The organism is Mesorhizobium sp. M0478, assembly GCF_040321305.1.
Lineage (GTDB): Bacteria > Pseudomonadota > Alphaproteobacteria > Rhizobiales > Rhizobiaceae > Mesorhizobium.
In genome coordinates this window covers 363608-384866 of sequence record NZ_JAMYRH010000005.1, presented here as the reverse complement: position 1 = coordinate 384866, position 21259 = coordinate 363608, and the positions used below count along the sequence as shown (strand labels likewise).

Here is a 21259-nt window from a genome sequence, read left to right as displayed (position 1 = left end):
CCGATGACCGGACCTTATCTTCACCTGCTGGGTGGTTTCGACTTTGCCGGCGTCGGGGCCACGGTTCCAGCCATCAGCCGCAAGGCGCGTGCGATGGTCGCCTATCTCGCGCTGCAGTCGGGGCATTCGCAGTCGCGCGAGAAGCTGGCGACCCTGCTCTGGGGCATCAACAGCGAGGCGCAGGCGCGAATGAGCCTGCGGCAAGCGGTATCGTCTGTCAGGAAGGCCATGCAGACGTGCGGCGGCGGCCGCTTCCTCACCGATGGCAACAGCGTCGCTCTGCATCTCGACGGCCTTGATTTCGACGTCGCGCGGTTCGAGGCGCTGGTCGCCAGCCCGGCACCCGAAGACCTCGAACTGGCGCTCAATGTCTACCGCGGCGACCTGCTCGACGGCTTCGGCCTGAAGGAGGAGCCATTCGAGGACTGGCTGAGGATCGAACGCGAGCGGCTGCGGGCACTGGCCGTCGCGGCGCTCGACAGGCTCGTCGCGCATTATGCAGCGACGAACGATCCTGCCGCATGCGTGCGCGCGGCGGCGCGCCTGCTGGCCATGGACCCGTTGAGGGAGGATGTCCACCGTGCCCTGATGCGCGCCTATGCGGCGCAAGGCAGGACCAATCTCGCGCTGAAGCAATATGAGCACTGCCGCACCGCGCTTCTACGCGATCTCAAGCTGCAGCCGGAGCCGGAGACGCGGCAATTGTTTGAGACGCTGCGCACACGCCGCACAATGGCGCCGGCACGGCCACCCACGACCGATGCGGATGACGCTACCGGCTTCAGCCACGAACTCGCAGCCCCCCCGACCCACTATGTCAAATCGGCCGGGATCAACATCGCGTATCAGGTGACCGGCGACGGTCCGGTCGACCTGATCCATGTGCCGGGATGGGTCTCCAACCTCGACCACGCCTGGGGCTCGCCGCGGCTTTCGCATGTGCACCGGCGGCTCGGCACTTTCTCGCGCCTAATCCGCATGGACAAGCGCGGCACCGGGCTCTCGGACCGCAATGTCGGTCTGCCGACCCTGGAAGAGCGGATGGAAGATGTGCGGGCAGTGCTGGATGCGGTTGGCTCGAAGCGCACGGTGCTTTTCGGCAGCTCCGAGGGCGGCCCGATGTGCATGCTGTTCGCGGCGACCTATCCCGAGCGCACAGCGGCACTCGTGCTCAATGGGGCCTACGCCCGCGGCAGGTGGTCACAAGACTATCCGTGGGCGAAGACAAGCGAGCAGGTGGAAGAGGATCTGGCGATCGTCGAGAAAGAATGGGGAGCGGCGGCGGATATGAGCAACGCGGCGCCCAGTCTGATGAGCGACACGTTCGAGACAGAATGGTTCGCCGCCTATCTCAGGAATTCTGCCTCGCCCGCCGACGCGATCGCCCTGTGGCGCTGGGGAGCCGAAATCGATGTTCGCGACATTCTGCCTGCTGTCCATGTTCCGACACTGATCATGCAGACGACTGGCGACGGCTGGGTGAAGCGGGAAGAAGGACGTTACCTGGCGACGCACATCGAGGGCGCCCGATACATTGAGTTCGCCGGCCGCGACCACGTCATCTGGGGCGAGAATTCCGATCGGATCGTCGACGAGATCCAGGCTTTCGTCACCGGCGCCTTGCCGGCGGCCCCAGGCGAACGGCTGCTTGTGTCGGTGCTGTCCCTCGATATGACGGGCTCGCCTTTCGGCATCGAGCCGGCCGAGCGGCACGCCGAAGCGCTCCGTGGCGAACTCCTCGCGGCCGAAGGCAGAGAGATCAGCCGATCGGACGGCAAGGTGCTCGCGGTGTTCCAGCGGCCAACGCGGTCGATCCAGTGCGCGATCGCCATCCGCGATCGCTTGCGGCAATCCGGTGTCGAGGTCCGCTCGGCGGTGCATATCGGCGAGTGCGAGCAGCGGGGCCATCAATTTTCAGGCGCGGCGATCGAACTGTCATCGCGTCTGCTTGACCATGCGCGGCCGGGCGAAATCATCGCATCAAGGACGGTGCGCGATCTCGTGGTCGGCTCCGGCCTGCGGTTCGAGGAGCGTGGCGAAATGGCGGCAAGCGGGCTGCCCGGCGCGTTTCCGTTCTATGCGGTCGATGGTTCGGCTTGAGCCGCTAGGTCACCTCTTCCCTGCCCTGAACCTCAACCCGTCCATCAGCAGCTTGACCAGACGGCGCGAGCGGTCGCGCCAGTCCTTGGTGTCGGGCGCCGAATAGATGCCGCCCAGCGCATGCAGCACATCGGAGGCGTCGACGTCGTTGCGGATCGAGCCTTCGGCGCCCGCCGCCTCGACCAGCTGGCGCAAGGCCAGCGACACCCGGCCCGACATGTCGGAGAACACGGCGGAATTGGTGTTGAACAGGATGCGCAGGCTGGCCGCAAGGCCGCGCTTGGTGGCGATGTAGTCGACGAAGCGCTGCATCCACTGTTCCAGCGCCACATCGGCCGAATGGTGCCTGGCGAGATCATCGGCCGCCGCGCAGAGCGCCTCGACTTCACGCCGATAGACCACCTCGACCAGATGCTCGCGGGTTGGAAAATGCCGGTACAGCGTGCCGATGCCGACGCCCGCCTGGCGCGCGATCTCCTCCAGCGAGGCATCGACACCGTGCTCGGCAAAGGCCGCTGCCGCAACCTCGACCAGCCGGTCGCGGTTGCGCTGCGCATCGGCGCGCAGCGGCCTTGGCGCTGCGGCTTCGCGCTTCTCGTCGGCAATTGCTTGCGACTGCTCGGTCAATTTTTTCTCCACTGTCGATATATGGGGGCTTGAACCCAAAGGGGTAAGCCCCCAACTAGATAAACGGAGGCGCCTCCGTTTTAGTGGAGCAGTCTTATCATATAATCGGGGGAGCCGGTATGTCACGTGTTGAGATTGTGAAGACTGAAGCATCCCCTGCCCGCTGGAGAGTCGGGGCGGCAGAGCTGCCAATCTCCCCCCTCGTGGGGGAGATGTCCGGCAGGACAGAGGGGGGCGCTGTCCCGCCAGCCTATCAAGGCCTGACCAACACCCGCTTGGAAAAGGTCTATTTCGACGCATGTAAATCGGGAACGTCGCATTCCTTCGCGCCCCCCTCTGCCCTGCCGGGCATCTCCCCCACAAGGGGGGAGATTAGGCGCACCGTCGCCTCTTCCCGTGTCCTCTCCCACTCGAGCCCCATCAATCCCTAGCGTCAAGCAACTGGAGCCAGACGCCTCATGATCGACCAAACCAAATCCATCACTATCCCCATCCGTCTCACCATCAACGGACACAGTCACGAACTGCAGGTCGAGCCGCGCGTCACGTTGCTCGACGCCTTACGCGACCGTCTTAACCTGACCGGCACCAAGAAGGGTTGCGACCAGGGCCAGTGCGGCGCCTGCACGGTGCATGTCGAGGGACAGCGCGTGCTGGCCTGCCTGACGCTTGCAGCACAGGTCGAAGGCCGCGAGATCACCACCATCGAAGGATTGGCCGGCGACGACGGCACGCTTAACGCGGTCCAGGCCGCCTTCCTCGACCAGGATGCTTTCCAGTGCGGTTACTGCACGCCGGGACAGATCATGTCGGCGGTGGCCTGCATCCGCGAGGGCCATGCCGGCTCGGATGACGAGATCCGCGAATACATGGCAGGCAATCTCTGCCGCTGCGGCGCTTATCCGCACATCGTTGCCGCCGTGCGCCAGGCGGCACTGGAGGTCGCGTCATGAGGGATTTTTCCTACGTTCGCGCCGATAGCATCGATGCGGCACGACAGGCGGCCGCCCTGCCTGGGGCCATGCTGCTTGCCGGTGGCACGACGCTGGTCGATCTCGCCAAATGCGGCGTGGCCGAACCCGACAGCCTGGTCGACATCACCCATCTCAAAGGACTCGACGCCATCAAGGTCGACGCTGACAGTGCCATGATCGGCGCGCTGGCCAAGATGAGCCACGTCGCCGACCATGCCGAGATCAAGAGCCGCTTTCCCGCGGTCTCCGAAGCGCTGTGGCAGGCGGCTTCCGCGCAACTGCGCAACATGGCGACCATCGGCGGCAATCTCATGCAGCGCACGCGCTGCCCCTATTTCCGCGATCCCGCGAATTTTTCCGCCTGCAACAAGCGCTCGCCCGGCAGCGGCTGCTCGGCAATCGGTGGCGTCACCCGCGGCCATGCCGTGCTCGGCACCAGCGACGCCTGCATCGCCATGTATCCCGGTGACCTCGCCACCGCGCTGGTCGCCTTCGACGCCGTGGTTCATCTTGGCGAACGCCAGGTTGCCGTCGACGACTTCTTTCTCCTGCCCGGCGCCACGCCCGACAGGGAACATGCCATCCAACCGGGCGAGATGATCACCGCCATCAGCATACCGGCTTCCGGCACGGCCCGGCGTTCGACCTATCTCAAGATCCGCGACCGGCAGTCCTATGAGTTCGCCGCTGCAAGTGCCGCGGTCGGCATCGACTTCGAAGCCGATGGCCACACCATTCGCGACCTGCGCGTCGCGCTGGGCGGCGTCGCGACAAAGCCATGGCGTTCGCATGCCGTGGAAGCGGCACTGAAGGGCAAGGTGCTCAGCGAAGACAGGGTGCGGGCAGCCAGCTTGCTCGCCATGGAAGGGGCGATCGACCACGGCGCCAACCACTACAAGATCGAACTGGCGCCGCGCGTCGTTGCCCGCGCCATCCTCAAGACGGGAGCCATGTCATGACCATTCACGACCCAAGAACACGGCACGGCGACGCTTCGGACGGCACTGCCGATCAGGTCGGCGGGCGGCTGTCGCGCGTCGACGGCCCGGCCAAGATTACCGGTGCGGCAAAATACGCCGTCGAGCAGCAGCTCGACGGGCTAACCTACGGCGTCCTGGTCGAAAGCACGATCGCATCAGGCAAGGTGCGCTCGATCGACACGTCAGCCGCCGAGGCGGCACCTGGTGTGCTCAAGGTGCTGACGGCGGACACCATCATGCCGCTGAAGACTGCATCGGACTGGTTCGGCACACCGCCGCCGGACAAGCCCTACTGCCCGCTGGCGCGCGATATCACCTTTTCGGGCCAGCATGTCGCCGCGGTCATCGCGGAGACCTTCGAGCAGGCCGTTGCGGCCGCAGCCCTGGTCAAGGTCAGCTATGACGAGACGCCGGCCATCGTCGACCTCAGCGACGCCAAGGCGGGCGACGGCATTCCGATCGCCGCCATGACCAAGGAATGGGGCGATGCGCAGGCCGCTTTCGCCGCTGCCCCGGTGCGCGTCTGCGGCGCCTATAACACGCCGCGCGAATACCAGGCGCCGATGGAGCCGCATGGCCTCATCGCCCGCTGGGAGGGCGACCGGCTGACCGTGTGGGAACCGAGCCAGTGGCTCGACGGTATGGCCCGCACCTATGCCGAATGGTTCGGCGTGCCGTTCGAAAATGTACGGCTGGTCTCGCCCTATATTGGTGGCGGCTTCGGCTCCAAGGCGCTGGCGCTCGGCCACGGCGCGGTAGCGGCTGCCGCAGCCAAGATGCTGGGACGGCCCGTGAGGGTGGTCATGACTCGGCCGCAGACTTTTACCGGCTATGGCGGCCGCGCCGCGACCCGCCAGACGGTGACGATCGGCGCCGACCGTGACGGAAAAATCCAGTCGATCGTGCATCGCGGCGTCAATGAAACGTCGATCGACGGCATGTGGGTCGAGCCTTTGGGCGTGGTCACCTCGATCATGTATGCGACGCCCAACTTCTCCTCGAAGCAGAATGTCGTGCGGGTGAATTCGGTGGTGCCTGGCGCCATGCGCGCGCCGGGCGAAAACCCTAGCGCCTTCGGCATCGAAAGCGCCATTGACGAGCTCGCCTACGAGGTCGGCATCGATCCGCTGGAGATCCGGCTGAGGAATTACGCCGAGCAGGATCCGCACGCAAAAAAGGCTTGGTCGACGCGGCAGTTGCGCGAGGCTTTCGCGGCTGGCGCCGAACGCTTCGGCTGGGCCCAGCGCACGTCCAAACCGCGTTCGATGCGCGACGGCAACCAGCTGATCGGCTGGGGCGTCGCCGCCGGCACCTATCCGGTGCGGCGCGCTTATGGCGAGGCCATCGTGCGTATCCTTGCCAACGGCTCGGTCGAGGTCGAAAGCTCCTCGATCGACATGGGCCAAGGCACGTACACGATCCTGGCGCAGACGGCGGCCGAAACGGTCGGCGTGGCGGCCGACCATGTCGTCGTGAAGCTCGGCGATTCCCGGTATCCCCGCGCCGGCGTGGCCGGCGGGTCGCGGCTGGCCGGCGTGATGACGGGCGCGGTCTACAAGGCGGCGACATCGGCGCTCGATCAGCTTGTCGGACTGGCGATCAGCGATCCGCGCTCGCCCTTCCACGCGCTGCAGGCCAACACGCTGGTCATCGCCAATGGCCGCATCAGGTCGCCGCGCGGCGACGGTCCCGATGTCTCGATTGCCGAACTGCTGGCCAGCGTCGGCCGCGACCGCATCGAGGCCACCGGCGACACCATGCCGGCGAACTCGACCGCCGAGGATCGCTACAAGAACTACACCACCATCGCGGCGGCGCTGCCGCACACCGAGGGCGATTACTCGCGCCACTCCTGGTGCGCGCATTTCATCGAGGTGCGCGTCGACGAGGATTTCGGCACGGTGCGCGTGTCGCGCGTGGTATCGGCGCTGGATTCGGGCCGGCTCTACAACCCCAAGCTGGCCGAAAGCCAGTGGAAGGGCGGCATCATCATGGGCATCGGCCAGGCGCTGCTGGAAGAAGGCATTGTCGACCGCAGGCATGGCCGCATCGTCAACAACAATCTCGGCGACTATCTGGTGCCGACCAATGCCGACATCCCCGATATCGAGGTCATCTCGGTCGGCATTCCCGACCTGCACTCTTCGGTGCTCGGCGGCAAGGGTGTCGGCGAACTGGCCATCGTCGGCGTAGCGCCAGCGATCGCCAATGCGGTGTTCCATGCGACGGGAAAAAGAGTGCGGGATTTGCCGATCACGCTGGAGAAGTTGATCTAGGAAGCGGCGTGCGTAATCTCCCCCCTTGAGGGGGAGATGTCGCCGAAGGCGACAGAGGGGGTCGCCTCTCGTAGAGCGCCAACCTCCTTCCGCCGCAGTAGGTCGAGCCCGGTCGGACCGACCCCCTCTGCCCTGCCGGGCATCTCCCCCTCAAGGGGGGAGATTGGCAGCTCGCGCGCCTCGGTTACCAGTCGAGCTTGAACGCAAGCTTGCCGAAATGCTGCCCGCCTGCCGCCATGTGCGCGTAGGCTTCGGCCGCCTGCTCCTGGCTGAACACCTTGTCGACGACCGGGTCGATGCGGGCGGCGGCGATGGCGCGGACGGCGGCGCGAAGGTCAGATACCGACCCGGTGTTGTTGCCGACCACCTTCAGTGCCTTGATGATGATCGGCAGCAGGTCGACCGTGGCCTCGGCGCCGGTGACGAAACCGATGGTGAACAGCGTGCCGCCAGGCGCGGTGGCGTTGACGGCGCGGGCGAAGGTGGCGGTGCCGGCGGTCTCGACGACGAGGTCGGCGCCGAGGCCGCCGGTCAGTTCCAGCACCTTGCCGTCCCAGTCGGGCGTTGCGCGGTAGTTGATGAGATGATCGGCGCCGAGTGCCTTCGCCCGCTCCAGCTTCTCGTCCGACGAAGAAGTGATGATGACGGTTGCGCCGGCGGCTTTCGCCAGCTGAAGGGTGAAGATGGAGACGCCGCCGGTGCCGAGCAGCACGACGACCGAGCCCGGCCCGACATCGGCGGCGCGGACGGCGTTCCAGGCGGTGGTCGCGGCGATCGGCAGGGTCGACGCCGCCTCGAAGGAGAGACGAGCCGGTACCGGCACGAGCGAGTTGGCCGGCAGCGCGACATATTCGGCGAGCGACCCCGGCAGCGAAATTCCGCGCATCTGCGTCATCTCGTTAGGCCGGGGCGGACCGCCGATCCAGCGCGGCTTGGCATGGGCAACGACGCGATCGCCGACGGCGAAATCCGTAACGCCCTCCCCCAGCGCGACGATCTCGCCGGCGCCGTCGGCGACGGGAATGAGCGGAAAGCCGGGCACGCCATAATTGCCGCTGGCCACCGCCACATCGACGAAATTCAGGCTCGCGGCGCGCTGGCGGATCAGCACTTCGCCGCGCTGCGGTTCAGGCGTGGCAATGGTGGTGGCGCGAAAGGCGTCCAGCTTGGCGGCGGTCAGTTCGATGGCTTTCATGGCTCACGCATTCCTGTTTAAGGGGTCAATCGTCAGGATTGAGTGAAGCTATCTGCTGCGCTACAAGCAGATAATCTGGAATTTTTACATTTGAATCCTGTGCTTTATGCAGCAATCACACGACCCCGCCAGCCTTGCCGAAATGGCCGCCTTTGCGGCCATCACGGAAGCGCGCTCCTTCACCAAGGCAGCGTTGCGCGTCGGGCGCGACTCGACGGTTCTGTCACGCCGCCTGCAATCGCTGGAGGAGCGGCTCGGCGTGCGGCTGCTGCACCGGACCACCCGAAGCGTGTCGTTGACGGAGGCCGGAGCGGAGTTCCTGGTGCGTGTCCGCGCCATCCTCGCCTCGGTAGACGAAGCTGAGGCTGCTGCTTCCGCGCATGCCAGCGGGGCTCCGCGGGGCTTGCTGCGGCTGGCGATGCCGGGAACCTTTGGCCGTATGTGGATCGGGCCGCTGCTGCCGCAATTTCTAGCGACGTTCCCGGATGTCCGCATCGAGGCCGAGTTCTCCAACCGGTTCGTCGATCTCGTTGCAGAGAACTTCGATGTCGCCGTCCGTCTCGGCGCGCTGGAGGACTCGCGCCTGGTGGCGCGCAAGATCGCGACACGGCGGCGGTTGCTGTGCGCTGCTCCCTCCTACCTCGCCCGCCGGGGCACGCCGGAAGCGCCGGAAGCGCTCACAGAACACGCCTGCCTCGGCTTCTCCGGCTTCCAGACCTTTCCAACCTGGGAGATGACCGACAGTTCGGGACGCCGCGTCAACGTCGACGTCTCGGGGCCGATGGTGTGCGACGATGCCGAGGTGCTGGTCGAAGCCGCGGTGCAAGGCCTCGGCCTGATGATGAGCACCGACTGGCTTGTCGGACGCGAACTCGCCGACGGACGGCTGGTGCCGGTGCTGGCGGACTGGACGCTGGCCGACGAAGGCGCGGTCTATGTCGTCATGCCCTCGGCCAAGGGACAAGCCGCCAAGACACGCGCCTTCGCCGAGTGGATCGGCAAGCGCTTCGCGCCGGAGCCGCCCTGGACGTCGAGGCCGGTCTCAAAGGCTTGATCAATGGGGCGCGCCGGGGGCTAAGACGGCATATGCCGCTGTCACCAGGCCTTTTGTCCTGTATGATCTCGTTGAAGGAAGCTTGGGAGGTGATCATGCAAAGTGCATTGGCGAAGTTCATGATGGCAGGTTCCGTTCTGGCCGCGCTGCAAGCCGCGCAGCCGGCTTTTGCCGCGTCCTGCAACTGGAGCGCCAAGATGGAAGAAGACGAAGGCGGCAGCGTGCTGACGGCTTCGGTGTGCGGCGGACCGAAGGCCGATGCGCATCTGATGCTCGTCTGTTTCGACAAGCCGGTGCTGAGCTACGATCTGGGTGGGGCCGGCCAGCAGCTGGAGCCCGGCATCAGCGCTTCCTTCACCTTCAAGGGCGGTGACAAGAGCGTGACCAAAAAGCTCGACCTCGAGGCCATGTATAATTACTTCACGGCTGAGCTGAGCAAAGACGATCCACTGCTCGGCCTGTTGCGCGGCAAGGGCGACGTCACGGTTACGGCCGACAAATATGGCGGGAACAGCTTTCCGCTGACCGGCTCGAGCGCGGCCATCGGCAAGGTGCTGACGCAGTGCGGCAAAAGTTCGGCCGGCGAAGCGGACTGAAGCTCCCTACTTTCGACCACGCAGCTTGGTCCCGCGCCTCCATCAGGGCAAAGCCAAGCAGGTTCTCGCCGCGCCCGGTTTGCCGTTTCGCTCATCGACGGGGGCACGGGTTTGGAGGCGGCAATATGCGGCCTGAGTTTTCAACGCGAGCTGCGCTTTCCCTCCGGTGTCGCCACCAGCGAGGCGGCGGCGGCATTGGCCGTGGCGATCGCCGCTTCCATCGGATGGCCACGGGCGAGGCCTGCCGCGAAGGCGCCGACGAATTCGTCGCCGGCGCCATGGGTGCTGACGACCTTGACCGGGACGGCCGCCAGTGCGAAGGCCGCGCCGGTCCGGTCGCAATAGGCGACACCTTCGCCGCCGGCGGTGACGATCGCCGAGGGGTAGGCATCGATCAGCCGCCGCGCGGCTTCGGTTGCGCCGGCGAGCGTATCGACAACCGGAACGCCGGCCAAAAATTCCGCTTCGATGGCGTTGACGATGACGATGTCTATCAGCGCGGTCAATTCGGCCGACAGTGTTCGCGCCGGTGCGGCGTTGAGCACGACGCTGCCGCCGGATGCCTTCACCGCGCGCGCGGCAGCGATGTTGGCGGCATCGGGCACTTCGTTCTGCAGCAACAGCACTGCCGTCTGTACCACCACCTCGCCCGCAGCCGCGATGTCATCACCGCCCAGGGTGAGATTGCTGCCGGAGACGATGACCGCACCGTAGTCGCCATCGCTGTCGAAGATCGCCACGCTCATGCCGGAGCCTGCGCCTGCCGCCACGCGCACGAAGCGGCGATCGACGCCGGCGCGATCGAGATTGGCCAGCAGCACCGTGCCGAAATCGTCGTCGCCGACGGCGCCGATCATCGCCGCACGCACGCCGGCGCGTGCCGCCGAGACCGCCTGGTTGCCGCCCTTGCCGCCGCATTTCGGCTGCCAGGCATGGCCGGTCACCGTCTCGCCCTTGCGCGGACGGTCGGGCGCGTCGACCATGATGTCGTAGTGCAGGCTGCCGAAGACGGTGACCAGCGGAACCGTCATGTGCCGCGGTCTTTTCGCTTCGAGGTGACCGCCGACATGGTGCGGCCGAGATTGCGCTCCGCCGCCTGGTAGTCGCGCTGCGCCACCGCCACGAACAGCGCGTCGAGGATGTTGAGCTGCGCGATGCGCGCCGCCGCGTTCTCGCCCATCAGCGGCGATCCCTGCGCCGTCGAGCACAGCACGATGTCGGCAATCCGGGCCAGCGGCGAGTTGTCGTAGTTGGTGATGGCCAGCGTGCGGGCGCCGCTCTTGCGGGCAAGATGGATGGCGTCGATGACGGCCGACGTGTTGCCGGAATGCGAGAAGCCGACGGCGATGTCGTCGGCGCCGAGGAGCGAGGCCGACATCAGCATCATGTGCGAGTCGTCATAGACAGACGCGCGGATGCCGATGCGCAGGAATTTGTGCGAGACGTCGCGGGCGATCTGGGCGGAGCCGCCGACGCCATAGAAATCGCGGTTCCTGGCGCGGTAGAGCAGATCGGCGGCACGGTCGAAATCGTCCATGTCGAGGATCGCGAGCGTCTCCTCCAGCGCCTGGATCGAGGTGCGGAACACTTTCTGCACGATCTCGGCCGAGCTGTCGTCGACCGACAGTTCCTGGTGCATCTCGGCGGTCGGGAGGCGGCTGTATTCATAGACGGCGGTGCGGAAGTCGCGGTAGCCGGAGAAGCCGAGTTTCTTGGCGATCTTGACCACCATCGCCTCGGACACGCCGGCCTCCTCGGCGATCTGCTTGAGCGGAATGGTCTCGTCGAAACCGCGCCGGCCGAAGACGGTTTCCACCACCTTGGCCTCAAGCGGGGTGAGATGCGGCATCATCATGCGGATGCGCGGCCCCACGGCTTTCAGATCGAGATTGCTCAACGTCATCCACGTCCCCTCGTCTCCGGCCCGAGCATGGCTTCCTGGACGATAGCCTGCGACGTCACGGCGTCCTGGCTGTCCATGGCGGCGGACAGGCGGTTATCCTTCTCCAGCCGGTCGACAACGCGCAGCAGGCGCTTGACGGTGGCGATGTTGACTTCGCATTCGCGCACCGGATCGAGCCCGGTCATGTCGGGAAAGGTGTCGAAGTAGATGGCGCCGGCATAGCCGTCGCACCGAATCTGGCGCAGCAGTTCGATGGTCTGCAGCGTGTGCACCGCGCCGACCATCAGGCCGTCGTCGCGCTTGGCATAGCCATCGTTGAGATGGACGCCGAGCAGCTTGCTGTGGCGAGCGATCAGCGCCGCGGCGAAGGCCGGCTGTTCGTCGGCATAGAGCACATGGGCAAAATCGAGCGTGACGCCGAGATTGGGTAGGCCGACCTCGCGGATCGCCAGCAAGGTGGTCGCGGCATCCGGCATCAGCGAGTAGGAGCGCGGTTCGTTAGGCTTGTACTCCAGGCTGATCTGGCAGCCGGGATCATGCGCGGCAACTTCACGAATCCCCTCGATTTCGTGCTGCCAGAGCGTCGCATAGTCAGTTTGAAATGCATAGTCGAAGCCATCCTGGCCGAGCCACAGCGTCATCAAACTGGCGCCCGCCGCGCGCACCGCATCGATACCGGCCTTGGTCAGGTCGATGGCTTCGCGGCGTACCGCCGGGTCCGGATTGGTGAAGGCGCCGAGCTTGAAGGCCGGATTGGAGTAGTAACGCATGGCAAAGCCATTGATGGAAAGCCCGAGACCGCCGAGCTTTCGGGCGATTTCAGCCGGCTTTTCACTGACATGATCGGGGAAATTAAGATCAAGATCGGTCAACCCGTCGACCTTGGCCGCGCGGGCTGCCATCTGCAGCATGGACGGCTTGCCGGTGAGATCAGGCCATTCGGCTTGCGGCCGCGAGGCGAAGGAATTCAGGCGGGTGGCGAAGCGACTGTTTGTCATGATCGACCTTTCAGTGATTTACTTCACACAAATACGAATACTTGTAAAGTTCTCATTTGCGAGACGGTTTGTAGCGCGCAACATCCTGGTTGGCGGAGATCTTCGGCTGCGCCTCTGCATCCATGCCGGGAGTTTCGAGTCCCGCAACGGTGCGGATGCTGGTGCGAGCCCTTGCGCCCTGCCTGCCGATTGACCAATCTCGCCGACACTGTCATGAGCCGCGGTTGGGGGATCGCACATGCCAACGCTTTATCAACTGAAACCGGCCTTTCAGGCCAGGCTGCGGCCGCTGGCCGACCGGCTGGCCGATGCCGGCGTCACCGCCAACCAGATCACGCTTCTCGCCGCAGCACTGTCCATCGCCACAGGCCTGGTGGTCACTGCCTTTGCCTTCCATCTCCTGGTGTTCCTGTTGATGCCGGTGGTGCTGTTCGTGCGCATGGTGCTCAACGCCGTTGACGGGATGCTGGCCAGGGAACATCGACAAGCATCAAAACTCGGCATGTATCTCAACGAACTCTGCGACGTCGTCTCGGACCTGGCGCTGATCCTGGCCTTTGCCACCTTGTTCCCGGCCTGGGGTGTCGTTGCCTTCGCTATTACCGCCATGCTTGTCGAGTTCGCCGGCGTGCTTGGCGTTGCCGCAGGCAGCGGGCGCAACTATGCCGGGCCGTTCGGCAAGAGCGACCGAGCCCTGGTGCTCGGCGTCATCGCCTTCCTCATCGCCTGCGGCCTATGGTTCCAAGCGATTGTGCCCTTTGTGTTTCCGGTCATGGCTACACTGTCAGTCGTAACCGCCATCAACCGGATACGCGGCGGCCTTAGAGCGGGCGGCGCATGATGCCAAAGCGTCAGGCACCCGACCGCCAGAGGGAAACCATGATCCACCAGACCATTGCAGCCGGAGCACCGGCAAGCCTCGAGCGCATCGCGCAGGAGCGCACGTTCAAGAGCCATGACGGCACCGAGATCTTCTACCGCTACTGGCCGGCCGCCGAGTCGACGCCAAAGGGTGCGATCCTTCTGTTCCATCGCGGCCACGAGCATGGCGGCCGCATGGCGCATCTGGTCGACGAACTCGCCATGCCCGATCATGCCTTCTACGCCTGGGACGCGCGCGGCAATGGCCGCTCGGCCGGCGAGCGCGGCTATGCGCCGTCCTTTGCCGCCCTGGTTCGTGACATCGACTGCCTGGTGCGTGAGATCGGCCGGGATGGTTTTGGCCAGCGCGACATCGCGCTGATCGCGCAGTCCTTCGGCGCCGTGCTGGCCGCTGCCTGGGTGCATGACTATGCGCCCGACATCCGCGCGCTGGTGGTGGCTTCACCGGCCTTTTCGGTCAAGCTCTACGTGCCCTTCGCCAAAGAGGGCATTGCGCTGTGGCAGAAGCTCAAGGGCCGCTTCTTCGTCAATTCCTACGTCAAGGCGAAGTTCCTGACGCATGATGCCGAGCGCATCGCTTCCTTCGACGGCGATCCGCTGATCACGCGACCGATCGCCTCCAACATCCTGGTCGAGCTTTACGACCACGCTGCCCGCATCGTCTCGGACGCGCGCGCCATCACCGTGCCGACGCAGCTCTTGATCTCCGGCAGCGATTGGGTGGTGCGGCATGGACCGCAGCACGAATTCTTCGTCAATCTCGGCAGCAGCGCCAAGGAGCGGCATGTGCTGCCCGGCTTCTTCCACGACACGCTGGGCGAGCGCGATCGCCAGCAGGCGCTGGACCTGATCCGGCCATTCCTCGAAAAGCAATTTGCCACGCCGGAGAAAACCATCGACTTGCTTCAGGCCGACCGCGCCGGCTACACCCGCGACGAGGCCGAGAGGCTCGCCTCGCCGCTGACGCTGCTGTCGCCCAAGGGTATTTTCTGGGCGATGAGCCGCGCCTCGATCCGCGTGGGCGCCTGGCTGTCTTCGGGCATGAAGACCGGCATTGCCACCGGCTTCGATTCCGGCTCGACGCTCGACTATGTCTACGAGAACGACGCGCGCGGCAGCGGCTTCATCGGCCGCATGATCGACCGCACCTTCCTCGACGCCATCGGCTGGCGCGGCATCCGCCAGCGCAAGCTGCATCTGGAAGAGCTGATCGGCAACGCCGCCGCCAGCCTGGTGGCGACTGGCCGTCCCGTCCACATGCTCGACATCGCCGCCGGCCACGGCCGCTATGTGCTCGATGCCGTCGCCAAATGCACTGAACCGCCAGCAAGCGTGCGGCTGCAGGATTATTCCGAACTCAATGTCGGGCTCGGCTCGAAGCTGATCGCCGAGCGGCGTCTGCCGACCAGCGTCACCTTTCATCAGGCCGACGCCTTCGATGCCGACATGCTGGCCGGGCAAAAGCCGGCGCCGGACCTCGCCATCGTCTCCGGACTTTACGAATTGTTCGCCGACAACACGATGATTTCCCGCTCGCTCGGCGGGCTGGCGAGCGCCATGCAGTCCGGCAGCCTGCTCGTCTACACCAATCAGCCATGGCATCCGCAGCTGGAGATGATCGCGCGCAGCCTGACCTCGCATCGCGGCGGCCAGGCCTGGGTGATGCGGCGGCGCACGCAGGGCGAGATGGACCAGTTGGTGACGGCGGCCGGTTTCGAGAAGATCGACCAGCGCATCGACCAATGGGGCATCTTCACTGTTTCGGTCGCTCGGCGCGTCTGAGACCATGGCCCCGGCTCGGGAACACAATTTGGGTATCGTGCTGAGGGCCGCCCTTTGGCTGGCGCTGCTGGCGCCGTTCTTCTATTCGACCTATGGCTTCGCCAACTGGCTGGCGTCGCGGCGCGACCATGTCGGCAGCATCGTGTTTGCCTGGGAACACGCCATCCCGTTCGTCGCCTGGACGATCGTGCCCTATTGGTCTATCAATCTGTTCTACGGCCTGTCGCTGTTGCTCAACACGACCAGGCGCGGCGTCGACCGGCTCGCCGGCCGCTATCTCTCGGCGCAGATCATTGCCGTCGCCTGCTTCATCGCGTTCCCGCTGACGGCGACCTTCGTGCGGCCGGAAACCACCGGCCTGCCGGGTTTTCTGTTTGCGGTGCTCGGTGGTTTCGACAAGCCGTTCAACCAGGCGCCATCCCTGCACATCGCACTCCTGGTGATCATCTGGGACCATTGGCGTCACGTTCTGGCACGTCACCGTCTCGGCGGCATTCTCCGCCCGGTCTGGCACGTCTGGTGTTTTCTCATCGGCGCCTCGGTGCTGACGACCTGGCAGCATCATTTCATCGACATTCCGACCGGCGCCCTGCTCGGCCTGTTTGCGCTGTGGCTGTTTCCGTCCAAGGGCGAGCTGCCATTCTGGGGTTTTCGGCTGACCGCCGACCCAAGGGCGCGGCGGCTGGCGGTTTATTACGGGCTGGGGGCGGCCCTTGCCCTGGCCGGCGCTGCCGAGGGCGCGTTGGTCTCCGCCGATTTTCTCATCCTGTTGTGGCCGGCATTGGCGCTGGCCATCGTCGCCTTCGGCTATGCTGGGGCCGGCGCCAAAGTGTTCCAGAAGGCAGCCGATGGTAGCGTCTCACTGGCCAACCGTATCCTGCTCCTGCCCTACCGGCTTGGCGCCCGGATCAATGTGTGGGTATGGACCCGCCAACTGGCGCCGCAAGCGGAGATCATCGACGGTGTTTTCCTCGGCCGGTTTCCGAGTGCCGACGAGGCCAACCGTTTCGGCACGGTGATCGACCTTGCCGGCGAGTTGGAACGGCCCGGTGGCGTGACCTGCCGCTGGATCAGCTACGCGATGCTCGACCTCGTGGCGCCGCCTCACGACAGGCTGGAGCGGGCCGTGGCGGCGATCGAGCTGGCGCGCCGGCGCGGCACCGTTCTGGTCTGCTGCGCGCTCGGCTTCCAGCGCAGTGCGGCCATCGTCGCCGACTGGCTGGTGGTGACGGGGCGCTCGTACACAGCTGCACAGGCGCGCAAGAAACTCGCCGCGTCGGGCAGGCCCGTGCACCTTCAGATCGGGCTGGATGAACCGGGGCTGGAAGAACCGACATGAGTTGGCCGGCATGAGTGGCGAGAATTTTCCCGAGAACGCCGAAATATTCGCCGCCGGACTGATGGTGCAGGCGGTGTGGCCGATCCTGCTCGTGGTGGCGGCTGTGATGGCAGCGCCGGTCATCGGCCTGGTGGCCGGACCGCAGACGACAGCGCTGTCCGCGGCGGCCTGGCTGGTCGCGGCGGCGAGCGCCGTGGCCACGCTGGCTCTTTCGGCCTTGCTTTTGTTCGATGCGCTGCTGTTCCGGCTGATGGCAAGCCACGCCAGCGAGGCCGCCGGGGGTGCCGCGGTCGACGATGTGCTGGCGCGCATGCGCCTGAAATCCACCACTGCCGGCGGCCGCTCGCTCGACCATCGCATGGCAGGCACGCGCCGCCTGCTGACAAGGCAGCGCATGGCGCTCGCCATGTTTGCTGCGGCATCCCTTTTCGCAGCATTTGTTTGAGCCATGACAAAACTTCACCTGCGCGCCAACACCTTCACCTTGCTGCAGACGGTGACGTCGGTCGGCCTGTCGGCGGCGGCCTGGGTGGTAACCGGCGTCAGACCAATCTGGAACGGCAGCCAGCCGTCGGAGCGGCAGCGCATCTACTTCGCCAACCATGCCAGCCATGGTGATTTCATCCTGCTGTCGGCTTGTCTGAGCGAGAAGGTGCGCGCCCGCACCCATGCGATCGCGGCGGCCGAATATTGGGGCAAGTCGCGGCTGCGCCGCTTCATCGCGCAGGACATGCTGTCGTCCGTGCTCATCCACCGGCAGTGGACCGACGAAACGCAACACCCGATCTCGATCATGCTGTCGGTGCTCGACGACGGCCACTCGCTGATCCTGTTTCCCGAAGGCACTCGCAACACGACGGAGGCGGATCTGCTGCCGTTCCGCTCCGGCCTCTACAATCTGTCGATGGCGCGGCCCGATGTCGAACTCATCCCGTGCTGGATCGAGAACATGTCGCGCGTGCTGCCCAAGGGCCAGTTCCTGCCGGTGCCGCTTCTGTGCCGCGTCGTCTTTGGTCCGCCGGTGGCGATCGCGCCCGGCGAAGAACGCCGCACCTTCCTCGAGCGCGCGCGCCAGACGCTGCTGTCGCTCAACCCGCGTCCGGATCGAGACGGCTGATGCCACTCACGCTTCCACCGATGCATGAAACCGTCATCCTGCTGGTCGGCCTTGTCTGCGTGCTGACCACGGCGAGCGTCATTGCCGGCATCCTGTCGTGGCGGGCGCCGAAGCCGTTGCCCTCGACGCTCGTCAACTTGAACCAGCGCATCAACGCCTGGTGGGTGATGGTGCTGGCGATCACCGTCGCCTTCTTCTTCGGCCGCACCGGCATGACCATCCTGTTTGCGCTGATCTCGTTTGCCGCGCTGCGCGAGTTCGTGACGCTGACGCACAGCCGGCGCAGCGACCACTGGGTGCTGCTCGGCATGTTCGGCATCATCATTCCCTTCCAGTACTGGCTGGTGTGGACCGCCTGGTACGGGCTGTTCACCATCTTCATCCCCGTCTACTGCTTCCTCTTGATGCCGGCGATCACCGCGCTCAACGGCGACACCGAGCGCTTCCTCGAGCGCGTGTCCGCGCAGCAATGGGCGGTCATGATCTCGGTCTACTGCGTCAGCCATGTGCCGGCGCTGCTGACGCTCAACGTGCCCGGTTTCGAGGGCCGCAACCTCCTGCTCATCGCCTTCCTGATCATCACCGTGCAAGGCAGCGACGTGCTGCAATACATTTTCGGCAAGCTGTTCGGCCGGCATTTTTTGTCGCCGTCCGTTTCGCCATCAAAGACTTGGGAAGGGCTGATCGGCGGGCTGGTGTCATCGAGCCTGCTCGGCGCGCTGCTGTCGTTCCTGACGCCGTTCTCGCCGCTCGCGGCGGCAGGCGTCGCCTTCATCGCCTGCCTGATGGGGTTCCTCGGCGGGCTGGTGGCGTCGGCGATCAAGCGCGACCAGGGCGTCAAGGACTGGGGTCACCTGATCGAGGGTCACGGCGGCATGATGGACCGCGCCGACAGCCTGGTCTTCGCCGCACCGGTGTTCTTCCACATCGTCCGCTATTTCTGGACGTGAGCTAAGCCGTTCAATCGCGGATGGCGCGGCCTGCCTGCTGCAGCAATTCGAAGGCGGCGAAGCGCTTGTCGTGCCAGGGCACGAGGTCGCCACCGGCCGGGTGATAGATGTCGCCGATGCGCGACATGCCGGTCATCGCCGCGATCACATCGGGAAATTTTTGCGCCGCCACCGCAGCCAATATGGTTGAGCCGAGCAGCACCGGTTCGGGCGAGGTCGAACCGGCGACGGTCAGGCCTGTGGTGTCGGCCAAAAGCTGACGTACCAGCTCGCTTTGCGCCGCACCGCCGCTGACGACGATAGTGTCGATGGCAATGCCTTTTTTGGCCATCGCCGCCAGGATCTGGCGAACGCCGTAGCCAATGCCCAGCAGGCCGGCGACATAGAGCGCGACCAGACTGTCGAGGGACGTGTCCATGCCAAGGCCGGCGATCAGGGCCTTGGACTCGGGATCGGCGAAGGGCGAGCGGTTGCCGAGGAATTCCGGCACGACATGCAGTCCATCGGCTAGGTGCGCTACTGCGGACAGGTCGGCGGACTGTTTCGCCGCCTGCTGACCAAGCCAAGCGGTCAGGCCGAGACCTTCCGCCTTGGCTTTTGCGGATGCCTCAGCCGTGGCCGGATGGAAAGCGACGAGGTGGTCGATTGCAGCACCCGCCGCCGATTGCCCGCCTTCATTGAGCCAAAGCCCCGGCACCATCGAGGAAAAATACGGACCCCAGACGCCGGGCACGAAGGCCGGCTCGCTGGTGCTGGCCATGGTGCAGGCCGAAGTGCCGAACACATAGGCCATGCGCGACTGCAAGGTGCCGACCGAGCCCTGCCCGCCAACCGTGCCGACGCCGCCGGCATGGGCATCGATCAGGCCCGCCGCAACCGGCGTTCCCGGCAGCAGGCCGAGATCGGCCGCGGCGGCCTCAGTGAGGCCTTGGGCAAGTGCCGTGCCACCCTCGACGATTTCGGTACCGATGCGGGCAAAGCCTTCATCGGCGAGCGCGCCGAGGCCGATGGCACGGAAATAGGCATCGTCCCAGCGCCGCTCATGACCGAGATAGGTCCATTTGCAGGTCAGCGTGCAGATCGAGCGCGCCAGGCTGCCGGCTGAGCGCCAGGTCAGATAGTCCGTCAGGTCGAAGAAATGCTCGGCCGCATCGAAGGTGGCGGGCAGGTTCTCGCGCAGCCACAGCAGCTTCGGCGTTTCCATTTCCGGCGAGATGGTGCCGCCGACATAGTCGAGCACGGCGTGCTTGCCGGCATTGATGCGCTGCGCCTGATCGAGCGCGCGGTGATCCATCCAGACGATGATGTTGCGCTGGCTGTCGCCGGAACTGCCGACCGGCAACGGCGCGCCGTCCTTGCCGACCACGACCAGCGAACAGGTGGCGTCGAAGCCGATGCCGGCAATGTCGCGCCCAGCGAGCCCCGACTTCGTCACCGCCTCGCGCACGCTGGCGCAAACCGCACGCCAGATGTCCTCGCTCGACTGTTCGGCGATTTCGCCGGGCTCGATGAATAGAGCGATGTCGCGCTTCGCCGAGGCAAGCATGGTGCCCTTGCTGTCGAACACCCCCGCCCTGGCACTGCCAGTGCCGACGTCGATGCCGAGGAAGTGGGACATGGGGAACCTCAGAAGTTAGGCAGTAGGCAGTAGGCAGTAGGCAGTAGGCAGTAGGCGAGATGGTCAGCAGTGAACCGTCAGTTGCAAGAGCCTCTCCCCATTTCCTACCGCCTAACGCCTCACAAATCATTGCTCTGCGGCAGGATAACCAGATCCCGGATAGTGACATTTCTCGGCCGCGTCAGCATGAACAGCACGGCTTCGGCGACCTCGACCGGTTGTATCAGGCCGCCCTTGGCCAGTTCATCCTCAAGCTTGTCCTTCGGCCAGTCGCTGATCAGCGCTGTCACCACCGGCCCCGGCTGCACCGCGCCGACGCGCAGGCCGTGCGGGGCGACCTGCCGGCGCACCGTGTGGACGAAGGCCTGCACGGCATGCTTGGATGCCGTATAGATCGGCTCCCAGACCACCGGCACCAGTCCGGCGATCGAGGACGTGACGATGATGTCGCCGGTCTTTCGTTCGACCATATGCGGCAGCACGGCGTGGATGGAACGAAAGACCGCATTGATGTTGAGGTTCAGCATGCGGTCCCAGGCATCCGGGTCGCCTTCGAGCACCGGGCCGCCGACATAGGCGCCGGCATTGGCGTGGAAGATATCGAGCTGGCCGGCCTTGTCCAGGATTTGCGGCATCATCGTCGCGACGCTGGCCGGCTTCATCAGATCGATCACCAGCGGGATCGCGTTGGGACCGAGTTCGGTGCAGACGCTTTTCAGCGCGTCTTCGGCACGATCGACGAGCACAACGCGAACGCCGGCGGCAATCAGCGCTCTCGCGCATTCCAGGCCTATGCCCGACGCGGCGCCGGTAATCGCCGCGACTTTTCCACTCAAATCCTGAGCCATTCTTCTATCCTCGTATTCTC

19 protein-coding genes are annotated in these 21259 nt (G+C 65.4%); 12 read left to right on the top strand and 7 right to left on the bottom strand.

The genetic code is table 11. The features are described from left to right. The first annotated feature begins 3 nt into the window (after positions 1-3). Positions 4-2100 (top strand): alpha/beta fold hydrolase, encoded by a 2097-nt coding sequence (locus tag NKI64_RS15550; protein ID WP_032996325.1) that lies wholly within the window; start codon positions 4-6, stop codon positions 2098-2100. 9 nt (positions 2101-2109) lie between these two features. Here NKI64_RS15550 and NKI64_RS15545 read toward each other — a convergent pair whose 3' ends face one another. After that, entirely contained in the window at positions 2110-2727 is a 618-nt protein-coding gene (locus tag NKI64_RS15545; RefSeq protein WP_352668611.1) for a TetR/AcrR family transcriptional regulator, read from the bottom strand. Positions 2728-3185: 458 nt separating this feature from the next. Here NKI64_RS15545 and NKI64_RS15540 point away from each other — a divergent pair, with 458 nt between their 5' ends. Genes NKI64_RS15540 through NKI64_RS15530 form a run of 3 tightly spaced genes read left to right on the top strand, consistent with a single transcriptional unit; the run spans position 3186 to position 6957 of the window. After that, a complete protein-coding gene (locus NKI64_RS15540) occupies positions 3186-3680 on the top strand; it encodes a (2Fe-2S)-binding protein (RefSeq protein ID WP_352668609.1) in 495 nt (164 codons plus the stop codon). Continuing rightward, the gene (locus NKI64_RS15535) at positions 3677-4660 is read left to right on the top strand and encodes an FAD binding domain-containing protein (protein WP_352668607.1); all 984 of its coding nucleotides are present in this window, start codon (positions 3677-3679) and stop codon (positions 4658-4660) included. Before NKI64_RS15540 ends, NKI64_RS15535 begins: the two co-directional genes overlap by 4 nt. Next, complete coding sequence (locus tag NKI64_RS15530; protein ID WP_352668605.1) at positions 4657-6957, top strand: xanthine dehydrogenase family protein molybdopterin-binding subunit; 2301 nt, start codon at positions 4657-4659, stop codon at positions 6955-6957. Before NKI64_RS15535 ends, NKI64_RS15530 begins: the two co-directional genes overlap by 4 nt. A gap of 184 nt (positions 6958-7141) precedes the next feature. Here NKI64_RS15530 and NKI64_RS15525 read toward each other — a convergent pair whose 3' ends face one another. Next, positions 7142-8152 carry a zinc-dependent alcohol dehydrogenase family protein gene (locus NKI64_RS15525; RefSeq protein WP_352668603.1) on the bottom strand — a complete coding sequence of 337 codons (1011 nt, stop codon included), beginning with the start codon at positions 8150-8152 and terminating at the stop codon, positions 7142-7144. A gap of 106 nt (positions 8153-8258) precedes the next feature. On the opposite strand from NKI64_RS15525, the gene NKI64_RS15520 reads away from it, so the two are divergent. Together NKI64_RS15520 and NKI64_RS15515 are read left to right on the top strand one after the other, a co-directional pair. After that, positions 8259-9206 carry a LysR family transcriptional regulator gene (locus NKI64_RS15520; protein WP_023688979.1) on the top strand — a complete coding sequence of 316 codons (948 nt, stop codon included), beginning with the start codon at positions 8259-8261 and terminating at the stop codon, positions 9204-9206. A gap of 95 nt (positions 9207-9301) precedes the next feature. Further along, on the top strand, positions 9302-9802 hold the full coding sequence (locus NKI64_RS15515; RefSeq protein ID WP_352668600.1) for a hypothetical protein: 501 nt from the start codon (positions 9302-9304) through the stop codon (positions 9800-9802). A 140-nt stretch (positions 9803-9942) separates the two neighbouring features. Here the strand turns inward: NKI64_RS15515 and NKI64_RS15510 are convergent, their stop codons facing one another. From NKI64_RS15510 to NKI64_RS15500, 3 genes are read right to left on the bottom strand one after another with little or no spacing between them, the layout of a single operon-like run. After that, the gene (locus tag NKI64_RS15510; RefSeq protein WP_352668598.1) at positions 9943-10833 is read right to left on the bottom strand and encodes a ribokinase; all 891 of its coding nucleotides are present in this window, start codon (positions 10831-10833) and stop codon (positions 9943-9945) included. Next, positions 10830-11705: a MurR/RpiR family transcriptional regulator gene (locus tag NKI64_RS15505; RefSeq protein WP_023730361.1), complete on the bottom strand. Its 876-nt coding sequence runs from the start codon at positions 11703-11705 to the stop codon at positions 10830-10832. The genes NKI64_RS15510 and NKI64_RS15505 overlap by 4 nt, the downstream gene beginning before the upstream one ends. After that, on the bottom strand, positions 11702-12703 hold the full coding sequence (locus NKI64_RS15500; RefSeq protein ID WP_352668597.1) for a TIM barrel protein: 1002 nt from the start codon (positions 12701-12703) through the stop codon (positions 11702-11704). Before NKI64_RS15500 ends, NKI64_RS15505 begins: the two co-directional genes overlap by 4 nt. A gap of 238 nt (positions 12704-12941) precedes the next feature. Here NKI64_RS15500 and NKI64_RS15495 point away from each other — a divergent pair, with 238 nt between their 5' ends. From NKI64_RS15495 to NKI64_RS15470, 6 genes are read left to right on the top strand one after another with little or no spacing between them, the layout of a single operon-like run. Continuing rightward, positions 12942-13544 carry a CDP-alcohol phosphatidyltransferase family protein gene (locus NKI64_RS15495; RefSeq protein WP_352668594.1) on the top strand — a complete coding sequence of 201 codons (603 nt, stop codon included), beginning with the start codon at positions 12942-12944 and terminating at the stop codon, positions 13542-13544. 41 nt (positions 13545-13585) lie between these two features. Further along, the gene (locus tag NKI64_RS15490) at positions 13586-15367 is read left to right on the top strand and encodes a bifunctional alpha/beta hydrolase/class I SAM-dependent methyltransferase (protein ID WP_502901379.1); all 1782 of its coding nucleotides are present in this window, start codon (positions 13586-13588) and stop codon (positions 15365-15367) included. A gap of 4 nt (positions 15368-15371) precedes the next feature. Beyond that, entirely contained in the window at positions 15372-16706 is a 1335-nt protein-coding gene (locus tag NKI64_RS15485) for a phosphatase PAP2/dual specificity phosphatase family protein (protein WP_502901376.1), read from the top strand. Positions 16707-16716: 10 nt separating this feature from the next. After that, positions 16717-17151 (top strand): hypothetical protein, encoded by a 435-nt coding sequence (locus NKI64_RS15480; protein ID WP_352668588.1) that lies wholly within the window; start codon positions 16717-16719, stop codon positions 17149-17151. Positions 17152-17154: 3 nt separating this feature from the next. Continuing rightward, positions 17155-17823 carry a lysophospholipid acyltransferase family protein gene (locus tag NKI64_RS15475; protein WP_031198069.1) on the top strand — a complete coding sequence of 223 codons (669 nt, stop codon included), beginning with the start codon at positions 17155-17157 and terminating at the stop codon, positions 17821-17823. Positions 17824-17843: 20 nt separating this feature from the next. Then, positions 17844-18773 carry a phosphatidate cytidylyltransferase gene (locus NKI64_RS15470; RefSeq protein ID WP_023751871.1) on the top strand — a complete coding sequence of 310 codons (930 nt, stop codon included), beginning with the start codon at positions 17844-17846 and terminating at the stop codon, positions 18771-18773. Between the two features lie 10 nt (positions 18774-18783). On the opposite strand, the gene NKI64_RS15465 is transcribed toward NKI64_RS15470, so the two are convergent. Both NKI64_RS15465 and NKI64_RS15460 read right to left on the bottom strand, forming a co-directional pair. Next, entirely contained in the window at positions 18784-20391 is a 1608-nt protein-coding gene (locus tag NKI64_RS15465) for an FGGY-family carbohydrate kinase (RefSeq protein WP_023821251.1), read from the bottom strand. Positions 20392-20510: 119 nt separating this feature from the next. Then, positions 20511-21239, bottom strand: a complete 729-nt coding sequence (locus tag NKI64_RS15460; protein ID WP_023688988.1) for an SDR family oxidoreductase — start codon at positions 21237-21239, stop codon at positions 20511-20513. Positions 21240-21259 lie beyond the last annotated feature (20 nt).

Bases quoted from the DNA above. Each gene is read 5' to 3' on its own strand.
- NKI64_RS15550 (WP_032996325.1), top strand. From the start codon at position 4: ATGACCGGACCTTATCTTCACCTGCTGGGTGGTTTCGACTTTGCCGGC.
- NKI64_RS15540 (WP_352668609.1), top strand. From the start codon at position 3,186: ATGATCGACCAAACCAAATCCATCACTATCCCCATCCGTCTCACCATC.
- NKI64_RS15535 (WP_352668607.1), top strand. From the start codon at position 3,677: ATGAGGGATTTTTCCTACGTTCGCGCCGATAGCATCGATGCGGCACGA.
- NKI64_RS15530 (WP_352668605.1), top strand. From the start codon at position 4,657: ATGACCATTCACGACCCAAGAACACGGCACGGCGACGCTTCGGACGGC.
- NKI64_RS15525 (WP_352668603.1), bottom strand. From the start codon at position 8,152: ATGAAAGCCATCGAACTGACCGCCGCCAAGCTGGACGCCTTTCGCGCC.
- NKI64_RS15520 (WP_023688979.1), top strand. From the start codon at position 8,259: ATGCAGCAATCACACGACCCCGCCAGCCTTGCCGAAATGGCCGCCTTT.
- NKI64_RS15515 (WP_352668600.1), top strand. From the start codon at position 9,302: ATGCAAAGTGCATTGGCGAAGTTCATGATGGCAGGTTCCGTTCTGGCC.
- NKI64_RS15510 (WP_352668598.1), bottom strand. From the start codon at position 10,833: ATGACGGTTCCGCTGGTCACCGTCTTCGGCAGCCTGCACTACGACATC.
- NKI64_RS15505 (WP_023730361.1), bottom strand. From the start codon at position 11,705: ATGACGTTGAGCAATCTCGATCTGAAAGCCGTGGGGCCGCGCATCCGC.
- NKI64_RS15500 (WP_352668597.1), bottom strand. From the start codon at position 12,703: ATGACAAACAGTCGCTTCGCCACCCGCCTGAATTCCTTCGCCTCGCGG.
- NKI64_RS15495 (WP_352668594.1), top strand. From the start codon at position 12,942: ATGCCAACGCTTTATCAACTGAAACCGGCCTTTCAGGCCAGGCTGCGG.
- NKI64_RS15485 (WP_502901376.1), top strand. From the start codon at position 15,372: ATGGCCCCGGCTCGGGAACACAATTTGGGTATCGTGCTGAGGGCCGCC.
- NKI64_RS15480 (WP_352668588.1), top strand. From the start codon at position 16,717: ATGAGTGGCGAGAATTTTCCCGAGAACGCCGAAATATTCGCCGCCGGA.
- NKI64_RS15475 (WP_031198069.1), top strand. From the start codon at position 17,155: ATGACAAAACTTCACCTGCGCGCCAACACCTTCACCTTGCTGCAGACG.
- NKI64_RS15470 (WP_023751871.1), top strand. From the start codon at position 17,844: ATGCATGAAACCGTCATCCTGCTGGTCGGCCTTGTCTGCGTGCTGACC.
- NKI64_RS15465 (WP_023821251.1), bottom strand. From the start codon at position 20,391: ATGTCCCACTTCCTCGGCATCGACGTCGGCACTGGCAGTGCCAGGGCG.
- NKI64_RS15460 (WP_023688988.1), bottom strand. From the start codon at position 21,239: ATGGCTCAGGATTTGAGTGGAAAAGTCGCGGCGATTACCGGCGCCGCG.